This window comes from Pseudomonas khavaziana (assembly GCF_019145205.1).
Lineage (GTDB): Bacteria > Pseudomonadota > Gammaproteobacteria > Pseudomonadales > Pseudomonadaceae > Aquipseudomonas > Aquipseudomonas khavaziana.
In genome coordinates this window covers 1-20,728 of sequence record NZ_JAHSTT010000006.1, presented here as the reverse complement: position 1 = coordinate 20,728, position 20,728 = coordinate 1, and the positions used below count along the sequence as shown (strand labels likewise).

General features: G+C 61.4%; 16 protein-coding genes. 11 read left to right on the top strand and 5 right to left on the bottom strand.

Annotation, left to right across the window (positions count from 1 at the left end; translation table 11 throughout):
• The first annotated feature begins 5 nt into the window (after window positions 1–5).
• The 9 genes from KVH01_RS16035 to KVH01_RS15995 all read left to right on the top strand — a co-directional run bounded on the left by KVH01_RS16035 (window position 6) and on the right by KVH01_RS15995 (window position 11,366).
• Window positions 6–836 (top strand): polysaccharide biosynthesis/export family protein, encoded by an 831-nt coding sequence (locus tag KVH01_RS16035; RefSeq protein ID WP_217882050.1) that lies wholly within the window; start codon window positions 6–8, stop codon window positions 834–836.
• Window positions 837–904: 68 nt separating this feature from the next.
• A complete protein-coding gene (locus KVH01_RS16030) occupies window positions 905–2,884 on the top strand; it encodes a GumC family protein (protein WP_217882049.1) in 1,980 nt (659 codons plus the stop codon).
• On the top strand, window positions 2,884–4,065 hold the full coding sequence (locus KVH01_RS16025; RefSeq protein ID WP_217882048.1) for a glycosyltransferase: 1,182 nt from the start codon (window positions 2,884–2,886) through the stop codon (window positions 4,063–4,065). The genes KVH01_RS16030 and KVH01_RS16025 overlap by 1 nt, the downstream gene beginning before the upstream one ends.
• On the top strand, window positions 4,062–5,402 hold the full coding sequence (locus KVH01_RS16020; RefSeq protein ID WP_217882047.1) for a glycoside hydrolase 5 family protein: 1,341 nt from the start codon (window positions 4,062–4,064) through the stop codon (window positions 5,400–5,402). The genes KVH01_RS16025 and KVH01_RS16020 overlap by 4 nt, the downstream gene beginning before the upstream one ends.
• Before the next feature lie 22 nt (window positions 5,403–5,424).
• A complete protein-coding gene (locus KVH01_RS16015; RefSeq protein ID WP_217882046.1) occupies window positions 5,425–6,639 on the top strand; it encodes a glycosyltransferase family 4 protein in 1,215 nt (404 codons plus the stop codon).
• Entirely contained in the window at window positions 6,630–7,733 is a 1,104-nt protein-coding gene (locus tag KVH01_RS16010) for a glycosyltransferase family 4 protein (protein ID WP_217882045.1), read from the top strand. The genes KVH01_RS16015 and KVH01_RS16010 overlap by 10 nt, the downstream gene beginning before the upstream one ends.
• Window positions 7,733–9,136, top strand: coding sequence for an O-antigen ligase family protein (locus tag KVH01_RS16005; protein ID WP_217882044.1), 1,404 nt, complete (start codon window positions 7,733–7,735; stop codon window positions 9,134–9,136). Before KVH01_RS16010 ends, KVH01_RS16005 begins: the two co-directional genes overlap by 1 nt.
• Entirely contained in the window at window positions 9,133–9,954 is an 822-nt protein-coding gene (locus KVH01_RS16000; RefSeq protein WP_057014453.1) for an acyltransferase, read from the top strand. The genes KVH01_RS16005 and KVH01_RS16000 overlap by 4 nt, the downstream gene beginning before the upstream one ends.
• On the top strand, window positions 9,954–11,366 hold the full coding sequence (locus tag KVH01_RS15995; protein WP_217882043.1) for a lipid II flippase MurJ: 1,413 nt from the start codon (window positions 9,954–9,956) through the stop codon (window positions 11,364–11,366). Before KVH01_RS16000 ends, KVH01_RS15995 begins: the two co-directional genes overlap by 1 nt.
• A gap of 54 nt (window positions 11,367–11,420) precedes the next feature.
• Here the strand turns inward: KVH01_RS15995 and KVH01_RS15990 are convergent, their stop codons facing one another.
• From KVH01_RS15990 to KVH01_RS15980, 3 genes are all read right to left on the bottom strand, one after another.
• Window positions 11,421–11,999: a DUF4174 domain-containing protein gene (locus KVH01_RS15990; RefSeq protein WP_217882042.1), complete on the bottom strand. Its 579-nt coding sequence runs from the start codon at window positions 11,997–11,999 to the stop codon at window positions 11,421–11,423.
• A 153-nt stretch (window positions 12,000–12,152) separates the two neighbouring features.
• Window positions 12,153–12,785: a glutathione S-transferase N-terminal domain-containing protein gene (locus tag KVH01_RS15985; RefSeq protein WP_217882041.1), complete on the bottom strand. Its 633-nt coding sequence runs from the start codon at window positions 12,783–12,785 to the stop codon at window positions 12,153–12,155.
• Between the two features lie 73 nt (window positions 12,786–12,858).
• Window positions 12,859–15,216 carry a DNA polymerase II gene (locus KVH01_RS15980; protein ID WP_217882040.1) on the bottom strand — a complete coding sequence of 786 codons (2,358 nt, stop codon included), beginning with the start codon at window positions 15,214–15,216 and terminating at the stop codon, window positions 12,859–12,861.
• 218 nt (window positions 15,217–15,434) lie between these two features.
• Between KVH01_RS15980 and KVH01_RS15975 the strand changes: the two genes are divergently transcribed.
• A complete protein-coding gene (locus KVH01_RS15975; protein ID WP_217882039.1) occupies window positions 15,435–17,654 on the top strand; it encodes a TonB-dependent receptor in 2,220 nt (739 codons plus the stop codon).
• A 43-nt stretch (window positions 17,655–17,697) separates the two neighbouring features.
• Here the strand turns inward: KVH01_RS15975 and KVH01_RS15970 are convergent, their stop codons facing one another.
• Window positions 17,698–18,165 carry an SRPBCC family protein gene (locus KVH01_RS15970; protein ID WP_043050968.1) on the bottom strand — a complete coding sequence of 156 codons (468 nt, stop codon included), beginning with the start codon at window positions 18,163–18,165 and terminating at the stop codon, window positions 17,698–17,700.
• 99 nt (window positions 18,166–18,264) lie between these two features.
• Here KVH01_RS15970 and KVH01_RS15965 point away from each other — a divergent pair, with 99 nt between their 5' ends.
• A complete protein-coding gene (locus KVH01_RS15965; RefSeq protein ID WP_217882038.1) occupies window positions 18,265–18,666 on the top strand; it encodes a GFA family protein in 402 nt (133 codons plus the stop codon).
• A gap of 1 nt (window position 18,667) precedes the next feature.
• Here KVH01_RS15965 and mrdA read toward each other — a convergent pair whose 3' ends face one another.
• The gene (gene mrdA, locus KVH01_RS15960) at window positions 18,668–20,560 is read right to left on the bottom strand and encodes a penicillin-binding protein 2 (protein ID WP_217882037.1); all 1,893 of its coding nucleotides are present in this window, start codon (window positions 20,558–20,560) and stop codon (window positions 18,668–18,670) included.
• Between the last annotated feature and the right edge of the window lie 168 nt (window positions 20,561–20,728).

The window sequence follows — 20,728 nt, the reverse complement described above, 5'->3', positions numbered from 1 at the left end:
CCGTCATGAAGACTATTAACCGACGTTCCCGTCTTACCCTGTTCAGCCTCTTGAGTGCCTCAATCTGGCTGGCGGGTTGTTCGACCCCCGCGCGGGTGCCGCTTCCTGACGACAATACGCTCAAGGCCGGCCATCAAGCAGCGCTGACCCTGGCCGACCTGCCGCCGCCGCAGGTGCTGATCCAGAGCGGCGACTCGCTGCGGATCGTGCGCGATGCCCAGGAACCGGCGGCGGCCGATGACATGACGGTGTTCGTGGTACGCCCCGACGGCGTGATCTCGGTGCCCAACATTGGCCGGGTCAAGGCGGCCCTGCGCACGCCCGAAGACCTGGGCAAGGAAATCACCGAGAAGTACAAGCGTATCTACCGCGAACCGGCGGTGACGGTGAACATCGCCAGCGCACCGAGCAACAAGGTGTTTATCGGCGGCGCGGTGCCCAACCCGGCGTTTTTCGACCTGGCCGGAAACGTCAGCGTCGAGCAGGCGCTGCTCAGTTCCGGCGGTGTATTGCCCTCGGCGGATGCCTCCAACGTGGCCTTGATGCGCACCGGCCCGGATGGCAAGTACAGGACGTATTTCATCAGCCTGGAAAGCATGTTGACCAACGCCAATCACCCGCGGGTGGCGTTGCAGCGCGGCGATTTGATCTTCGTGCCGCAGTCGGGCATCGGCGCGACGGTGGAGGCTGTGGATATGTACTTCACAAGGCTGTTTCCGATCAACAAGGGGATTGGTATTGGTTTGAATTATGACCTCAATGACAGCGGCGTGAAAAACAGCGGGAACACGACTAATGGCCCTATAAATGTCTTTCCCCAAGGCACAACTCCTTGATCGTTACCTGATTGAGTTGACTGCAATTTTCGCATTCAGCGTTAAACAATTTTCAATGGAGTAATCCTGTGATCGAAATCCGCTCTCTTCGCGACCTGCTGCGGCTGTTTTTCATCTACCGCCGCGAATTCAAACTGGCAGTGATCACCACGATCGTCGTCGCGGTGCTGGGTGCCTTCCTGTTGCCGGCTCGCTACGAGTCCGACGCGCGCTTGCTGGTCAAGCCGGGGCGGGATAACACCACGTTGCCGATCGAAGCCGCCAACCGCCAGACGCTGATTGCCCCGAGCACCCAGCACGACCCGATTGTCGACGAGGAAAAAATGCTCACCGGCCGGCCCATTGTGCATATCGTTGCCGAGCGCTATATGGCGATGACATCCGAACCGCCACAAGGCTTCTGGAAGATCACCAAGTTCTACGTCAAAAAAGGCGTTGGCGAAGTGATCAATGGCGTGCGCAGCGTGCTGCAGTTCGTAGGCCTTGCCGAGAAACAAAGCCCGCTTGAGCGCCTGGCGACCTCGCTGGAGAAGAACTTCAAAGCCGGTCACGAGCCGGGCTCTTCGGTGATCGAGATTTCCTTCACCTGGGACGACCCGGCGGTGGCGCAAAAAATCGTCGAGGAATGGGTCAATGCCTACCTTGAGGAACGTGCGCGGATCCTCGGGCGCAAAAGCCTGCATACCTTCTACGAAACCGAGCGCGCCAAGGTGGCGGAAAATATCCAAAGCCTGAAGGACCAACTGCAAGGCCGTCTGAAGCAGATCGATTCGATCAGTGTCGATGCGCGCCTGAAGAACCTCACCAGCCAGATCGACCGCGTCACCGACGCCAAGGTCAGCGCACAAAACCAGATCTCGGGGATCCGCAGCCTCCTGGCCAACGCCAGCCAGCAGATCAAGAACCAGCCGGCGGACGTGGTGACGATGCGCGAAACCAGCCTTAACCCCACCCAACTGGACCTCAAGCGCCAGCTCAATGCGCTGCAAGTAGAGCGGGCTCGCCTGTTGCGCACCTACCTGCCGGGCACCCCGCAGGTCAATCAGATTGAGCAGAACATCCGCGATATGGAAGCCCTCAGCGCCCAGGAAGCCACACGCCTGGAGCGCTCGCAAAACACCGCGCCCAACAGCCTGGTGATCAACATCAAGCAGCAAGTGATCGACGCCCAATTGCAAGAGCGCAAACTGGCCGGCGAAATCGAGAACTACGACAAGACCCTCGCCGAGCTGCGCGACCAGCGTGACAAGGCGATGACCGATGAGCCGGAACTCAACAAGCTGAGCCAACAACTGCGCGCCGCCGAAAAAAGCTACGCCTTGTACTCGGACAATCTTGAACAGGCGCGAATCGACCACGAACTGGACAACAGCCAGATCAGCAACATCGCCCTGATCGAACACGCCACCCTGAACCCGTCACGCGTGTTTCCCAAGAGCCTGCTGATTCTGTTGTTCGCCATTCCCGCCGGCGTGGCCGTGGGCTTGTTGACCATCTATGTGCTGTACCTGCTGGACCAGCGCATTCACGATGGCACCCGGTTGCAGGAGATGTTCCATGTGCCGCTGTGGAGCAGCATCCCCGATGTGCAAGACGCAACGCCGGCAGCCGTCACCGCCAGCCTCTATCGCCTGTACAGCCTGCTGCCCCTGGAGCGCATCGCCAGTGAAGGCTTTGCCCTGGGCCTGACCTCAGCGCGACATGGCGAGGGCGTGACGTTTATCGTCGAGCAGCTCAAGCGTCTGCTGGAGGAGCGTGGCCACCGCGTCTCGGTCGATGGGGCAAACGCGCCCACGCCGGGTGAAGTGCTGTTGCTGGATGCCTCGGCCTTGTCGTCCAACCCCCAGGCCTTCCTGACGCTGCGCCGCGCCGACCAGATCGTGCTGGTGATCGAAGCCCGCACCAGCACCGTGCCGACCATCGAAAACGCTGTGTCGCTGCTGACCACCGCGTTCGGCAAAGTGGACGGCATGATCCTCAACCGCCGCCGCTTTGAGGTGCCGGCCAAGGTCCTGGCACGAATCAACAGCTGGCGCGGTGCGGCCTGATGCGTATCGCGCTGCTGGCACCGCTGCCACCGGAGCAGACCGGGATCGCCGATTACGCTGCACACTTGCGTAACGCGCTGATCGAACTGGGCCTTGAGGTGGTGACCCCGCTGGCGGGCTGCCAGGACCTGCCTGAACAATTGCGGCGCCTGCAGGCGTTTGACTGGAGCGGCGTGGACCTGGTCCATGCCGAGCTGGGGGGCGGACGCTTCGGTGAATTCCAGGCGCTGGGTTACCTGCGCCGGGCGCAACCGCACCTGCCCTTGACCGCCACGGTGCATGATCCGGAGCGTCTGATCTGGCGCCGGGCCAAACTGTTTTTCCCCTTGACCCTGCTCGAACGCCTGCCTCACCCGCTGCCCCAGGCGGCGGCACTGCTGGCCGACCCGCTGACCTTGCGCGAAGAACGGCGCCTGGCCAAAGGCATGCGCCGGCTGATCACCCTCACCCGCCTGGGCGGCGACTGCCTGCGCGAACGCATGGGCCTGCGCCCGCAACAAGTGGCGGTGATTGCCCACGGCAACCTGCCCATCGCGCCTCAGGACTTGCCGCCACTTGCACCGTTGCGTCTGCTGTATTTCGGCTTTATCTATCGCGGCAAGGGCATTGAGGACCTGCTCCAGGCCCTGGCCCGGTCACTGGCCGCCCACCCCCAATGCCGAGGCCAAATACGCCTGACCCTGGCCGGCGGCACCGCCCCGGAAATGACCTTTGACCCGGCCGGCAACTACCTCGATGGCCTGCGCCAACAGATCAGCGCGCTGCACCTGGAGGATGTGGTGGACTGGCAGTTGGACCTGCCATCGGCGCAGATCCCCGCTACGATCCAGGCGCACCATGTGATGGTATTGCCTTACCGCGAATCGAAAAAACTCAGTTTTCTGGGGCAGATGCGTGGCACCAGCGGCGCGCTGTCGTGGGCCAATGCCTGCGGGCGCGGGGTGATCACCTCCAACGCCCGTGCCTTTGCCGAAGAAGTGGCCGGCGGCAATGGCATCACCTATCAGCAGGGCGATATCGATTCCTTGAGCAACGCCTTGAACCGCTTGATCCTCGACCCGCAACAGGCCCGGCAATGGGCCGCCCAGGCTGGGGAAATCGGCCGCCAACGCCAGTGGGCCAACACGGCCCAACGTTTTGCCGAACTCTTTCGGGATGCTTGTGAGGAGCCGTTGCGATGAAAATTTCATCCGTTCGCCCGATGTGGCGCTATCTGCCGTTGGTGCTGGCAATCGCCGTCGGGGGCGCCCTGCTGTCGAGTGAAAAAGTCGATGCGCAACCGGTGAACCTGGCCCCGGAGCGCAGCGTGGCATGGAAGGACTTTCTTGGCGTGAATGCGCATTTTCTGTGGTTCAAGCCCGAGCAGTACCGCAAGCAGATCAACCAATATAAGAAGCTTGGATTGCAATGGGTGCGGGTCGACCTGCACTGGGATCGCCTGGAGCCCAAGGAAGAGGGTTATCAGCTCAGCACTTTCGATGAACTGGAGCGCACCCTGACTGCCGAAAAAATCCGCTCGGTGTTTTACCTGGTGGGTTCGGCGCCCTTTATCACCACCGCCCCCAAGGGCGCGCCGTTCCAGGACCAGTATCGGCCACGGGACGCCGGCATCTACGCAGCGCGTCTGGCGCTCCTGGCCAAACGCTACCCGAATATTGATGCCTGGCAGGTGTGGAACGAACAGAACCTGCCGAACAACTGGCGCCCTAAAGTCAACGCCAAGGAGTACGGGCAATTGTTATTGGCCAGTCACCAGGCCTTGAATATTGCCGCGCCCGGTAAACTGCAAGTCATGGGCGGCATGGCGTACTACAGCCAGATGCCGCCCCGTGGCAAAACCCTGATGTTTGAAGCGCTCGGCGCTTTGGGTGTGCAAAGCCTGGGCATGGTCGCGGCCTATCATCCCTATTCGATGACCCCGGAAACCGATGAGCCGGGCAAGAACGAAGTGCTGCTGCGCGGCGATCAACTCAATGCAATGCTGCATGGCGCCGGGATCAAGCAGGTATGGGCCACTGAGTGGGGCTGGTCCAGCTATGCCGGCCCCAAGGAAATGCAGGACCTGATCGGTATCGACGGGCAAGCCGATTACACCTTGCGCCGCCTGGCCTTGATGGCGTCCCAGGACTACCAGAAAATTTTCCTGTTCGCCCTCTCCGACCTCGACGAACGTGCCTCGCCGCGAGACCAGCATTACGGCCTGCTGGACCTCAATGGCGAGCCGAAGCCGGTGTACACCGCCCTCGCCCGCTTCCTCGAGATCACCGGCCCCACTCTTCAACCCGGCGCCACGCCGCAGCTCAAGGATATACCGGACAGTTTCTACAGCGTGGCCTGGACCCGGCCTGACGGCAAGCGCCTGTTGATGTACTGGAGTGCCGAAGGCAGCAACATCCGCCTGCCCGGGATTAAACGCGCAGAACTGCTGGACCCGCTGACCGGAGCCCGACAGACCCTGAGTGACGACAACGGTATTCGCCCCGTGGTGAAGCCGAGTTTGCAGATACTGGTGTGGTAGCGCCGGGCATGGAGAACGACACATGAGAATCCTATGGATTGTGCCCTATCTGCCGTGGCCGACCACCAGCGGCGGCAAGACCCGGCAGTACCATTTGCTGCGCACCCTGAGTGAGCGCGGACATCGCATCACGCTGCTGGCGCAATCGAAAACGCCGGCCGATGACGCGGCGCGTGCAGCCCTTGAGCCATTGCTCGAGCGCTTGATCGTGGTGCCGCGCCGGCCGCTGAAACACCCGCTGACCCTGCTCGCTGGCGTGTTCGCGCCGTGGCCGCTGTTGACCACGGTCAATGGCTTGTCGGCACCGTTGCAGGCGCAATTTGCACAACTGTTGACCGAACACTGGGACGTGATTCAGGTGGAGCACAGCTACAGCCTGCAGCCGTTCATGCGTACCTTGCAGCAGCGTCGGCGCGCGTTTGTGCTGACCGAGCACAATCTGGAATCAAGCCTCGGCGGCGCCACTTACGACCGCTTCCCCAAGTGGGCCGAACCGTTCGTGCAGTACGACCAATGGCGTTGCCGACAGTGGGAGCGCAAGGCGTTCGAGGCCGCCGCCCATGTGATCGCCGTGACCGATGCGGATGCCCAGGCCATGCGGCCGTTGTCCTCGTCGCCGGTGAGCGTGGTGGTCAATGGAGTCGACAGCCGCGCCTTCGCCGAGGTCAATGCCGACGCGCAAAGCCAGCGCCTGTTGTTTGTCGGCAACTACGAATACGCACCGAACCTGGACGCGGTGCAGTGGCTGCTCGAGGAGATTTTCCCCAGGGTCTGGCGGCAGTGCCCGAACGCGCGCCTGGCGGTGGCCGGTTACGGCTTGCCCGAACACTGGTGCAACCGCTGGCCGGATGAGCGTATCGAGTGGCTGGGATTCGTTCCCGACCTGTGCGCCTTGCAACGCCGCTGTGCCGGGTTTGTCGCCGCGTTGCGCCACGGCGGCGGCTCCAAGCTCAAGGTGCTGGAGGCGATGGCCGCCGGCTTGCCGCTGGTGAGCACCGCCCAGGGCGTCTCCGGTTTGGCAGTACAGCCACAGGCCCATTACCTGGCGGGTGAAAGCGCTGAGGCCCTGGCCGACGCCATAGTGCACCTGCTGGATGAACCGTCGTTGGCCCGGCAACTGGCCGATGCGGCACGCGTCTATGCGCGTCAATATCACGACTGGGCGGTGGCCGGTAACGAACTGGAGCACATCTACCGCACCTTGCTCACTTCTAAGGAACCGCAGCCATGCGCGTAGCCCTGGACTATCGCCCCGCCACGGTTGCGCCGTCGTCTGGCATCGCCCGCCAGGTCCTGGCCCTGGAGCACGCCCTGCGCGCACGGGCCAATACCGAGGTGCTGCTGTTCAGCGAAGCCCCCCTGGACCACCCGCAACGCCAGACCGCCGTTTGCCCGGCCTGGGCCAGCCCACTGGACGGCCTGCAGCGCCCACAAGTGCGCCTGGGTTTCGAGCGCAGGTTTTTGCCCAAGGCCTTGCACGCGCAGCAGATCGACCTCTACATCGCCACCGCCAATATGGGCTTGCCGCTATGCCGCAAACCCGCCGGCACCCGCTATGTGCTGGTGCTGCATGACCTGTTTCAGCTGACCCACCGTAACTTTCATCGCTCCAGGCTCAAGGCCCTGGCCTATCGCTTGATCGACGGCGCGTCGATTGCCTGGTCGGTGTGGCAGGCTGACCGGGTGTGGTGCCCTTCGCAGTTTTCCTGCAATGAAGCCGCTCGCGTGTTCCCCTGGGCCCGGGCGAAGTTCCGGGTGCTGAGCAACCTGGTACCCGAATTGAACGCAGCGCCAGAGCCGCTGCCGGAAAGCCTGCCGGCGCGATACTGGTTGGTGGTGGGCACCCGGGAGCCGCGCAAGAACATGGTGTTTTTCCTGCGCCAATGGCAGGCCTGTCGTGCGGCGGACCCAGATGTACCGGACATGGTACTGGTGGGCCACGCCAGCGATGTACCGGCGGACCTCGGTGCACTGCCGGGCCTGCATTGGTGCAGCGGTTTATCCGACGGCCAACTGCAAGCACTTTACCGGCATGCCGCATGCCTATGGCAGCCTTCCTATGCCGAGGGCTTTGGTCTGCCGGTGGTGGAGGCCTTGAGTGTTGGCACGCCAGTAGCGGTGGCACGCGGCTCCGCCCTCGATGAAGTCGCGCCGCCCAGCGCCCCGCGTTTCGACCCACACAATGCCGGGCAACTGCACGACGTCATGCGGCAACTGGCAGCCCCCGGGGCGACGTTAGACCCGCAACCGCAAATCGACTGGGCCCGGCAATTTTCCGAGCCCGCCTATCGCTCGCGTCTGGACACTTTGCTCAAGGAATTGGACCGCTAATGCTGCCAGGAAAATTCGTTAGTCTGCTCCTGGGCCTGGTCTTCGGCGGCTTGCTGTTGGCCCTGTCGCCGATAAAGGTCCTGCTGGTCGTGGCCGGCATGGGCGTGGCCTTGACCCTGATCCGCTTTCCCCTGTGGGGGTTGCTGATTTTCGCCGTGTTGGCCACCAGCATTCCGTACACCACCCTGGAACTGGGGATCCGCACCACCGTGAGTGAAGCGGTGCTGGGGCTGACCTGGGTCGGGGTGTTCTGGCAGTCGTTTATCGGCAAGACCCGTGGCTTGATACTGTGGCGTCCGACCGAGCGCGCGCTGATGTGGCTGATGCTGTTCAGCACCATTCCGTTTATCTGGGGCATGGTCATCATCCATGCCGAAGGCAATGGACCGGTGAACTGGGTGCGCTGGCTGATGAACCTGTCGTTGCTGTTTATCGTGCCGTTGCTGCTACGCACCGACGCCGACCGCGACAAGATCGTGGTCGCCCTGCTGCTGGGTAACCTGGCGATGCTGTTGCTGTCGATTTTCATGTTCCTGAAGACACGCAACGCGATGTCGATGATCGATATCCTCACCGACCTCAAGTACGCCCACCCGGAAGCGGTGAAGGATATTTTCTCCGCCAACTACACGCGCATGGCTTCGCCCTGGGTGCACCCCAACCTGACCGGTGGCGTGCTGGTGCTGTTTATTCCCCTGGCGCTGTTCTATGGCTGGACCCGCAGCGGCTGGCGTCGGGCGCTGGGCCTGGCGGTGGCGGTGCTGGGTTGCGCCGGCCTGCTGCTGAGCATTTCCCGTGGCGCCATCGTGGCCCTGGCGCTGGTCTTGATCTGGCTGACCTACAAGCGCGTGCCTAACAGCGGGCGCATCATCGGTATCGGGTTGGCGTTTGGCATCGCGCTGGTGATGTTCTACCCGCCGCTGCAGGAGCGCTTGATGACCATCTTCTCGACCACCAACGCCAGTACCGAAATCCGCTTCGACGAATACGCCAGGTTCCCCGACGCCATGTCGAAATTCCCCCTGGGGATCGGCTTCAAGATCGACCCGCCCGTACCCGGCAGCAACCTGTTGGGGATCTCCAACCTGTGGCTGAACTTCATCTACAAGGTCGGCATTCCAGGGATGTTGTTGTTTATCACCGTCACAGTGTTGTGGTGGCGGGAAGTACGGCCCCTGGGGCAGGTGCGCAAGGTCACCGCCGACAACGCCCTGTGGCTGGGATGCATTTGTGGCGTGTTGGCAGCGCTGTTGACGGGGATTTTCGACCACTATTTCAGCTTCACCTTTGTACTGATCGCACTGTTCTGGCTGTTGATGGGCATGAGCCTGCAACAGGTGCGACTGCGCCCCACCGTGACCGCGACTGTTCCCGTTATTGCGCCAAAGGATGACCAACCATGAAGCACCGGATAATTCACTCTACCGATTTGCGCGACCGCCTCCCTATGCTGGCCGGTGAACTCGGCGTAAGCCTGCCCGACCTGGAAGAAGCGCTGGATTGGTGCCTGGCCAACGACGTTGTGTTTGAAGACGGCGAAGGCGAGAACAAGCGCTTCTGGATCAGCTCCATCGATCTGGAACCCGCCCTTGAGCATCCGGTGGCCCGCCGCCTGTTCCACCGTCTGAAACAGGACCTGCCGTGCCAGCTGCTGCCGCGCTACGGCAAAAACTGGGCAACTATCAAGGATCGCTGGCGCAACGCCTGGGACATGGCCTACAACATCTTGATCAACAAAATCCCCAGCCACCATGTGCGCATTGCCTGGCTGCGCCTGGGCGGCGCGAAGATCGGCAAGGGCTCAAGCCTATGGCGTAACACCGAAGTGCTGGGCATCCACAATCTGGTGGTCGGTGACGATTCGGTTATCGGTTGGCATTGCCAGGTGGACGCACGCGCCGGGCTGGTGATCGGCAACCACGTGGCGATTGCCTCTCACGTGCTGATCATCGCTGGCAGTCATGATTTGCAGGCGCCGGAGTTCTGGTCGATTTCCGGGCCAATCTACATCGACGATTACGTGTGGATCGGCAGCCGTGCCTTGATCGGTTTCGGCACCCATCTGGGTCATGGCTCGGTGATCAGCGCCAATACCGTGGTGGCCAAGGCCGTGGCCCCCTACAAAATCATTGGCGGTACAGGCGCCAAAATCATGGGTGAACGTTGCCATGATCTGAACTATAAGGTGGGTGGCAAGGGCCTGTTCACCCTGTTCCACTGATGTTCGGCAGCACCCTCTGGCTGACCCTGGCGACCCTCGCCGGGCTGGTGGCCGGTTTTGCCCGCGAATGGCTGCTGGTGGCGGCCTGGGGCGCCGGTAGTCGCAGCGACGGGTTTCTGGTGGCGGTGTTTTTGCCCGAAGCGCTGCGCATGACCCTGGCCGCCGGCTTGCTCGCAGCGGCAGCCCTGCCCCTTTATCAACAACGCGACCCACAACGCCAGCAAGCCTGGCTGGCCAGCCTGTCTCCACGCCTGCTGGGCGTGGGCCTGGGCCTGTTTGCCGTGCTGGCGCTGGGCGCGCCGCTGTGGGTGCGCCTGATCGGTCCCGGCCTGGACGCTGCGGCCCACGCCGAAGCCGCCGCCAACTTGCGCTGGCTGGCCGCCTGCGCACCGGGCCTGGTGATGCATGGCTTGTTCAGTATTCCGTTGCAGGCACGCCAACGTTTTGTCCTGCCAGGGCTGGGCTCGTTATTGTTCAACCTGCCACCCGTGCTGTACCTGTTCATCCGTGGCAGCGCAAGCGACAGCAGCGAACTGGCCATGAGTTTTTTTGCCGGCAGTGTATTGATGTGCCTGCCATTGCTGTTGCCGGTGTGGTCCTTCGGTTGGCGGCCGTGGCAGGTCACTGGCGACGCCCTGGCAGGCCGCGAATTGCTGGGGCGCATCGGGCCATTGCTGGCCAGCAATGTCGCCAGCCAGGGCCTGGCATTGCTCGAGCGATTGATCGCCAGTTACCTGGGGGAAGGCGCAGTCACTTGGGTCAACCTGGCACGCAAACTGATCAATCTGCCCTTGATCGCCCTGATGAGCCTCAACCAGGTGCTGCTGGGCATGATGAGCGGCGAACAAGGCCAGCAGCGCCTGGCTCTGCTGCGCCGGGGCCTCGATGCGGCAACCCTGCTCAGCCTGCCCGCCGCCCTCGGCCTGGTCGGCGCCAGCCCCGTGCTGATTCATCTGCTGATGCCCGCCCAAAGCGCCGACGGCCCATTGCCGGCGCTGCTGGCCTGGTTCGCGACGCCATTGGTGTTCGGCGCCTGGAACGCCATGCTTGCCCGCTATGCCTATGCCAGCGGCGACACACGTCTGCCGTTGCGGTGCGAACTGCTGGGCAGTGTGATCAACGCCGTACTCCTGCTGCTGTTGCCGTACTTTTTTGGTCTGCCGGGTATTGCACTGGCGGCGTTGGGCGGGGTTGTCGTCATCAATCTACTGCTGATGCAACGCCAGCAATTGCTTGGGCAACTGGGCTGGCCGCTGCAATGGGGGCTGAGTGCAGTGTTATTGGGCTTTGCAGCCGTCATATTGCACCCGCTGCACAATGCCGGCTGGCAACTGGGCTTGAGTACCTTGACGGGTGCACTGGTATTGGGGGGATTGGCCGGGTGGTTCAAACCATGGAAAAGCGTGAAGTAGAACCACCGCTGCAACTGCCTGCGCAGGAGCTGGTAAGCCAGCTCCTGCTCAGATTCAGTCATCCAGCTGTTGAGGAGCAGCCTGCTTGGCTGCCTTACCCGCTTTGGGAGCGTTCTTGCCAGGTGCAGGTTCTGGCGCAACGGGCGCGGTCGGCGCAGCCGCTTCTTTCTCGGCCATTGGCATCTGGTCGATAGCGCTGAAAAACGCCTTCAGGTCGAGGGTGTCCGGTGGCACCGTCTTCTCGAGCTTCTTCTCACCGTCCTTGCCGATCAGGATCACCTTGGTGCCGCTGCCGGCACCCAGCTTGAGGGCACGGATCAGTGCGTTGGTTTCCGGTGGCGTAAGTTTCTTGTTGTCCTTGGCTTCCTTGGCGAACTTCTCACCTTCGGCACCGATGCTGCCGAACTTCACGGTGTACAACACCATGCTGCGCTCTTCGAAGGACTGTTTAGTGGCAGGCTCGTCCAGTTGCTTCCTGATAGTCGCCAAAGTGTCGTTGCCGGAGTCCAGCTCCACCACCACCAGCGGCCGGGCCTTGCCCAAATCCTGCTTGAGCGGATCGATATCATCAGCGGCCAGCAACGGCCCCGTAAAAGCCATCAAGGTTGCCAGGGTCAGCGACCGGATGAGCATGCGCACCTCCTTTGAATTCCATGCAGGGTTCTTGAGTTTCATGTCTGCGACAGCCAAATTCAAGGATGATTCCTACATCAATTTGAGTAGCGTAGGTCAGGACGCCCGCTACGCAAGGGTTTGGAAGCTGACCAGGGCCATTGTTTCTTCTGGTTACGAGACCTTCCAATGCGGCCAATGCCGGGCAAAAACGGGAGCAACAACAGGGTCGGCGTCCACTCGTTCCAGGGTCAGGGCAAAGCCCGGCGCCAGCCTCGCGAGCTGCTCACGCGCCTCATCCCAACGTGACACTGCCGCCGCCATGATTCCCAGTGCATTCGGCACACCGGTGGGCGTGAACAGCTGGTCGGCGAACTGCTCGGCGAACACCACCCACGCCTGGTGCAGATAGCGCCGAGTGCCCGTGATCAATTGTGCTTGCAGCGCCTCATCCGCGTTGCCCAGCCAGCGTTGCGGGTAGTCGATGATGCCGATTGCCGAATAGCAATTGGCGGCGATGTACAGCAGGCCGCGCAGGATCTGCGTGCGATTACCGGCCAGTAGCTCGGCTTCGGGATATTCCAGGCCCAGGTGGATCAGGATAGCGGCGCTTTCAGTCAGTACGTGGCCGTCGGGAGTGACCAGGGTGGGGATCTGTTTCAGCGGATTGATGCGTGCGAGCGCGTCGCTGCCCTCGCCTTCCTGCCAGGAACTGGCGTCCACGCGATGCCAGGGCACCGCGCAACGCTGCAGGGCAATTTCGACCATGCAGGAACCGGACTCGTCAGTGCCGTAGAGTGTGTACATGGACCTTTGCTCCTCATCGCAGCATTTTGATTTGCACCAGCCAGGCCTGGCTAGCGGCCATCCCGAATCAAGTTTAGAACAAGCCCATCTGCCCGCCCACCAGGGTGCCGAAATCGTCATTCACAAACGGCAGGATCGCATCGGCCACTGGCTGCAATTGACGGGTGACGTAATGGTCATAATCGATAGGTGCCTGCCGTACTTCCAGCGGCTCCGGACCGTTGACGCTGATCACATAGCTGATCCAGCCACCGCGCTGGTACTGGCGCGGGCGCCCCAGGCGGTCGTTGTATTCGTCGGCCAGGCGCGCGGCTCGTACATGGGGCGGGACGTTGCGTTCGTAGTCGTGCAAAGGCCGGCGCAGGCGCTTGCGGTAGATCAGCAATTCGTCGAATTCGCCGCTCAACGTACGTCGCACGTAGTCGCGGATGTAATCCTGATGGGGCAGGCGATGGAAGATGCGCTGGTAGAGCTCCTGCTGGAATTGCCGGGCCAGGGGCGACCAGTCGCTGCGCACGGTTTCCAGGCCCTTGTAGACCATCTCTTCGCTGCCATCGTCGCGCACGACCAAACCGGCGTAGCGCTTTTTGCTGCCCTCCTCCGCGCCACGGATGGTCGGCATCAGGAAGCGGCTGAAGTGGGTTTCGTATTGCAGCTCCAAGGCGCTTTGCAGACCGTATTCATTGTTCAGGTGGGTGCGCCACCAGTCGTTGACGTGCTGCACCAGCGCCAGGCCGATGCGATTGGCGTCCTGCGGGGAATGGGCGCTGCCGAGCCAGACGAAGGTGGAGTCGGTGTCGCCGTAGATCACTTCGTAACCCTGGGCCTCCACCAGCTCGCGGGTCTGGCGCATGATCTGGTGCCCACGCAGGGTGATCGAGGACGCCAGCCGCGTGTCGAAGAAGCGACAGCCGCTGGAGCCGAGCACGCCATAGAAAGCGTTCATGATGATCTTCAGGGCTTGGGACAGCGGCGCATTATGTTCGCGCTTAGCCACTTCGCGGCCCTCGGAAACGCGGGTGACGATCGACGGCAAACAATGACGGGTGCGGGAAAAACGCGCGCCGCGAAAACCTTCCACCGACTCACTGTCGTCGGGATACTTGAGGCCTTCGATTAAGCCCACAGGGTCGATCAGGAAGCTGCGGATGATCGATGGATAGAGACTTTTATAGTCCAGCACCAACACCGACTCGTAGAGGCCCGGACGTGAGTCCATGACAAACCCGCCTGGGCTGGCTTGAGGCGGTTTGTCGCCCAGGTTCGGTGCGACGAAACCCTGGCGGTGCATCAACGGCATGTACAGGTGGGTGAAGGCGGCGACCGAACCGCCGCTGCGGTCAGCTGGCAATCCGGTGACGCTGGCGCGCTCCAGCAGGAATTTAAGCAGCTCGGTTTTCGCGAAAATCCGCGTGACCAGTTCGCAGTCCTTGAGGTTGTAGCGCGCCAGGGCCGGCTTGTCCTCGGCGAACATGCGGTTGATTTCGTCCATGCGCTGGTACGGCGTGGAGATGTCCTTGCCTTCGCCGAGCAGGGTTTGCGCGACGTTTTCCAGGCTGAAGGATTCGAAGCTCCAGGTGGCCGAGCGCAAGGCTTCGATGCCGTCGATGATCAGCCGTCCCGCCGCCGCGGCGAAGTAATGGTTGCGACTGCCGTGTTCGCGCCAGGTCATGGCCTCACCGCCACGCCCCAGCAGCAGGGGCACGTTCAGGCGCTGGGCATGTTCGTGGAGCACGCGCAGGTCGAACTGCACCACATTCCAACCGATGATCGCGTCGGGATCGAAAGTGGCCAGCCATTGGTTGAGGCGCTCGAGCAGTTGGGCACGGGTGTCACAGTAGTCGAGCTTGAAGTCCACCGCGTCGGGTTTGTTCGGCGGGCCGAGCATGTACACCTGGCGCTCGCCGCAACCCTCGAGGGCAATGGAATACAGATCGCCCTGGGCGGTGGTCTCGATGTCCAGGGACACCAGCTTCAATTGCGGACGGTAGCCAGGCGCGGGCTTCATCTGCGCGTCGAGCAAGGTGCCGTTCGCGTCGGGCGTGCCGCCGAACCACACGGGGGCGGTGATAAAGCGTTCCATCATGTAACGCTCGGGTGGGCGTATGTCGCCTTCGTAGACATCGACCCCGGCAGTGCGCAGGCGCTTTTCGATGTCCATCAACTGGCGGTGCTGGCGGGCATAAAGGCCCAAGACCGGGCGATGGTGGAAGTCGCACAGCTGCAACGGGCGCAGTTCAAGATCGCGCTCGCCCTTGAGCAGCCAATCGAGCGGCTTGCGGTACGCCTCGGGGATGAACACCACCGAGGTCTGCGCGGGCAGGCGAATGCAACGAGGCCCATGGTCGGTGGCCAGCCAGAAACTGACCTCCGTGCCCGCCGGGGTGTCGCGCCAATGCCGGGTCAAAACAAAACCCTGCTGTAAATCCACCGTACCGCACCTCAGGAATCGCGTTAAGGGCGTGATTCTACTCGGCATCCGTGCAAACGCGGCAGGTTAACGCGCATCCAGACGTTCACCTCACAAATTTGTTGCAGATCGTTAATAGTAATTACTATCATCTGCGCCGGAGTCGTATTCGCGCAGTGAGGAAGCGCAACGTCGTTGTCCACTCCCTCACCGTTGACGGTTCGCCGTCAGGATCGATCATGCCCATCTGTAACGCTCCCGCTGTGCCGTTTCGCCCTACCCTGCTCGCCCTTTGCTGTTCCCTGAGTTTTGCTGCACAGGCGGCACCGCCAGCGGGTGCGGATAACGCACTGGAGCTAGGTGCGACCAGCATCAATGCCGAAGCGCCCGCGCCCACTGCATTGCCACCCGAGTTTGCAGGTGGCCAGGTGGCACGCGGTGGCCAATTGGGTGTACTGGGCAACCAGGACATCATGGATGTGCCCTTCAGCATGTCCTCCTACACCGAGAAACTGATTCGCGACCAGCAGGCGGAAACCGTTGGCGACGTGTTGCTCAATGACTCTTCCGTGCGTCAGGCCTCGGGGTATGCGAACCAGTCACAGACTTTCATGATCCGTGGCCTGCCGTTGAATGGCGACGACATTTCCTATAACGGCTTGTATGGCATCCTGCCGCGCCAGATCATCTCCACCGACGCCCTGGAGCGCGTAGAAGTGTTCAAGGGCCCTAACGCCTTTATCAACGGCGTCACCCCCACTGGCTCGGGGATCGGCGGCGGTGTCAACCTGCAACCCAAGCGTGCCGATGATGTGCCGCTGCGCCGGTTCAGCACCGATATCAGCAGCGATGGTCGGATTGGCGAACACTTGGACATTGGCCAGCGCTTCGGCGAAGACAACCAGTTTGGCGCACGGGTCAACCTGTCGCAGCGCGAAGGCGATACCGGTATTGAGGATGAAAACCAGCGTTCGAAGCTGTTTGCCGTCGGCCTCGACTACCGCGGCGATGCGTTGCGCCTGTCCGGTGATTTTGTGTATCAGAAGCAACGTATCAACGGCGGACGCAACTCGGTATTCCTCGGCAAGATCACCCACGTGCCGGATGCGCCATCGGCAGATACCAACTATGCGCCGAGCTGGAGCAGTACCAACCTTGAAGATACCTTGGGGATGCTGCGCGCCGAGTACGATCTGAACGAAAACTGGACCGCCTACGCGGCAGCCGGTGCCAAGCACAGCCGTGAGATGGGACGCTACTCGTCAGTGACCCTGAGCGATAATCTCGGCAATGCCCTGGCGAGCCGCTCGACCATCGCCCATGAAGAGAACAATCGCAGCGCAATGGGCGGCCTGAACGGCAAATTCCAGACCGGCGCCGTCAGTCATCGACTCAACTTCGGTCTGGCCGGTATCTGGACAGAAGCGCGCAATGCCTATGTGTTCAACGCCGCAGCAACGTCTACCCCAACCAATATCTACAACCCGGTGACCGGCGCGCCGCCCACGTTGAACAGCCCGCGTAACACGCCGGGCACCGATTTCAGCGATCCAACCATCACCGGCAAGACTTTCGTGCGCAGCGCAGCAGTGTCCGACACCCTGGGCTTCTTCGGCGACCGCCTGCTGGTGACCCTGGGCGCACGCCGCCAACAGATGGTGGTACAGAGTTTCAACTACATGAGCGGCAGCCGTACCGCCAACTATGACAAATCGATCACCACGCCGGTGTACGGCATTGTGTTCAAGCCATGGGAACATGTGTCGCTGTATGCCAACCGCATCGAAGGCCTGGCCCAGGGCCCGACGTCGCCGCTCAAATCAGGCGAACTGACGGTCATCGGTGGCGGGCAAGCCTATGCGCCCGCTCGCTCCAAGCAGATCGAAGCAGGCGTCAAGGTGGACATGGGCACCTATGGCGCGACACTGGGTGTCTACCGTATCGAGCAGCCTGGCGCAGGTTATGCCGAGGCCATCGACGCCACCACGGCGCGTTATGTGCGTGAAGGCCAGCAGATCAACAAGGGCGTCGAGCTGAACGTTTTCGGCGAACCGGTCAGCGGCCTGCGCTTGCTGGGCGGGGTGACGCTGATGAAGACCGAACTCAAGGGCACCCTCAACGGCGCCAATGACGGTAACCGTGCCATTGGCGTGCCTTCATTCCAGCTAAACGCCGGCGTGGATTGGGATGTACCCGGCCTGCAAGGCGTGACCCTCAGCGGACGCATGCTGCGCACCGGCGGCCAGTACGCCGATGCAGCCAACAACCTGAGCCTGCCGGCCTGGAACCGCTTCGACCTGGGTGCGCGCTACACCTTCACTTTGGATGAGCGCGATGTGACAGTGGGCGCAACGGTGGAGAACGTCGCCAACGAGAAGTACTGGGAATCGGCCCAGGGCGGCTTCCTGAGCCAGGGTGATCCGCGCGTGGCGAAGTTGTCGGCGACGATTGATTTCTAAACGTGTGAAAACATGGGGGGCTGAACTCCCCCCCTGCATCCCATCACTTCGGTGGGGTTTCGCTCAGGTAGTTTTCGATGTTGCCCATCTGCTCATCCCAGCCACGGGAGTTCATCTTGAAGGCTTTCTGGCGCCGCGCTATGGGCACGTTATCGAAACCCGATTCGACGACCCGCAACAAGATGCCCGGCGCACGATCCTCAATGGTGAACTCAACAAGGGTCGGTGTCTCCTCATCGTAGTCGACGCCCGCTTCTACCGCGTAAGGGTGCCACCAGAAAGAGAACAGCGTTTGCGGCAGGATACGTTCGACCCTGGCCTTCCATACCACATGTTCGTAGCCTGGGTAGGTAATCGGCGCTTCGATAGTTTCCCCGGCAACAAAGGTTTTGCCCTTGAGCGCGATACCGAACCAATGACCAAATTGCTCAGCCTGCGTCAGTGCCTCCCAAACCTGCTTGCGTGATGCGTTGAGCAGGACTTTTCGTTCGATGCGATCTGATACGTGCATGCGTCACCTCCTCCATTGAACAGTAGGCGACATCGACCAATGCGCAACCTTCAGTTGTACGCGATGATGATGACCCCATCCTTGACCTGGCCATAGGTTATGACTGACCCATTGAATGGAAGTTGCTTGTGCAAAGCGGTGCGCTATCAGGTGGACAGCCTGGACATGCCCATCAGTCACTGCCACTGCGAAAGCTGTCGCAAGGCGCACGCGGCCGCGTTTGTCGCCACGGCAGGGGTGATGCGCGAGCATTTTCGCTGGACGCAGGGTGAAGAGCTGCTGTCGTCCTTTGAATCTTCACCGGGCAAACGCCGGCATTTCTGCTCGCGCTGCGGCTCACATCTGATCGCCGAACGTGGGCATCAGCCTCACGTGATTGTGCGGGTGGCGACGCTGGATGATGACCCAGGCACCCGGCCCACCTCGCATATCTGGACGTCCCATGAGGTACCCTGGCTTGCCTATGACGGCGTTGAGCGCTGGGACGAATGGAAGGCCTGAGTCAGACGCGTGGGTCGCCTGGCGCCTTGGCGGGTGTCGCATATTGCGGTTTGAGATGACCTTCCTGGTCGAGCAGCCAAGCGTCCATGATCTGCCGCACCACGGGCCCGGCCACACGGCCGCCGGCCTCACCGTTTTCGATCATGACTGAAATCACGATTTTCGGATGTTCGGCCGGCGCGAAGCCGACGAACAAGGCGTTATCGCGATGGCGCTCCAACGTCTTGTTGCGGTTGTAGCGCTCACCCTGCTTGATCGCCACTACCTGGGCGGTACCACTCTTGCCGGCGATGCGATATTGCGCGCCTTGCGCTGCGGCCCGGGCAATACCGCGTGGATCGTGCATCACCAATTGCATGCCGTGGTTGACCTGCTCCCAATCACGCGGATCCTTGAGGACCACGTTGGGCATCGGATTTTCATCCACAGGGGGCACGCCATTGATGGTTTTGGCCAGATGTGGCCGATTCCAGACACCTTTGTTGGCGATCAATGCGGTGGCCTGGGCCAATTGCAGCGGCGTCACCTGCATATAGCCCTGGCCGATACCGAGGATCACGGTTTCACCCGGGAACCATGGCTGGCGACGGGTCGCACGCTTCCAGGCCTGGGAAGGCATCAGGCCGGCAGACTCTTCGAACATGTCCAGGGATACTTTCTGACCGAGGCCGAACTCGGCGAGATAGTCGTGCAGGCGGTCGATGCCCAGCTTGTGGGCCAAGTCGTAAAAGTAAGTGTCGTTGGAACGCATGATAGCCCCGTCCATGTCCACCCAGCCGTCGCCGCTGTGATTCCAGTTGCGGTATTTGTGATCGAAGTCGGGCAGCTGGTAATAACCAGGGTCGAACACCCGGGTTTGTGGGGTGACAACGCCACTGTCGAGGCCGGCGATGGCCACTTCCGGCTTGATGGTGGAACCCGGCGCATAGAGCCCACGCAGTACGCGGTTGAACAGTGGGCGGTCGATGGAATCGTGCAGCGCAGCGTATTCCTTGAAACTGATGCCAGTGACGAACAGGTTAGGGTCGAAACTCGGCTTGCTGACCATCGCCAGTACTTCACCGGTTTGCGGATCCAGGGCCACCACCGAACCACGACGATCGCCCAAGGCTTCTTCGGCGGCCTCCTGCAGCTTGACGTCGAGGCTCAGGACGATGTTTTTGCCTGGGATCGGGTCAGTATGCTTGAGCACCCGCAATACGCGGCCCTGGGCATTAGTCTCGACCTCTTCGTAACCGACGTGGCCGTGTAGTTCGGACTCGTAGAAGCGCTCGATCCCGGTCTTGCCGATGGATTGGGTACCCCGGTACTCCACGGAATCGAGGGTCTTGGATTCTTTTTCGTTAATGCGACCGACGTAGCCAATGGAGTGCGCAAAGTGCGCGCCCAGTGGGTAGTGGCGGACGAATTGAGGCTCGACGTCCACGCCAGGTAGACGGAACTCGTTGACGGCCAACACGGCGATTTGTTCTTCGGTCAACTCATAGAACAAGGTGACGGGAACAAATGGATGACGAGCCTGCTTGAGCGCTTTATCAAATACGGCACGGTCTTCGGCAGGCAGGTGCAGCATATTGACGATTGCATCCAGCTCGCCCTTGAGGTCGGTGGTGCGCTCGCGGGTGATGGTCAGGTTGTAACTCGGACGGTTGTCGGCCAGCACTACGCCATTGCGGTCATAGATCAAGCCCCGAGTCGGGGTGATGGGAAGTACGTGGACCCGGTTGTTTTCGGAAATCGTGGAGTGATAGTCGTACTGCACCACCTGCAGGAAATACATGCGCCCTACCAGGGCACAGGTGATCCCAATCACCAACAGCGCACAGGCGAGCAAGCGCTTGTTGACTAGGCGGTTTTCTTTTTCATGATCTTTGATAGGTATAGGTTCAGGCATTTCTACAGCATCTCGTTGAAAAAGGTCGACGCCGCCTCCTGCGGATAAAGATCAATCCTTGTGAAAATGTGCTGCACCATACCAAAAATGTAGAAACACTTTGTATCGATTTGCCCAGCGGTGGGTTATTTAATGATGGGGAGTACTACCGGAGACTGTGGCGTTTTC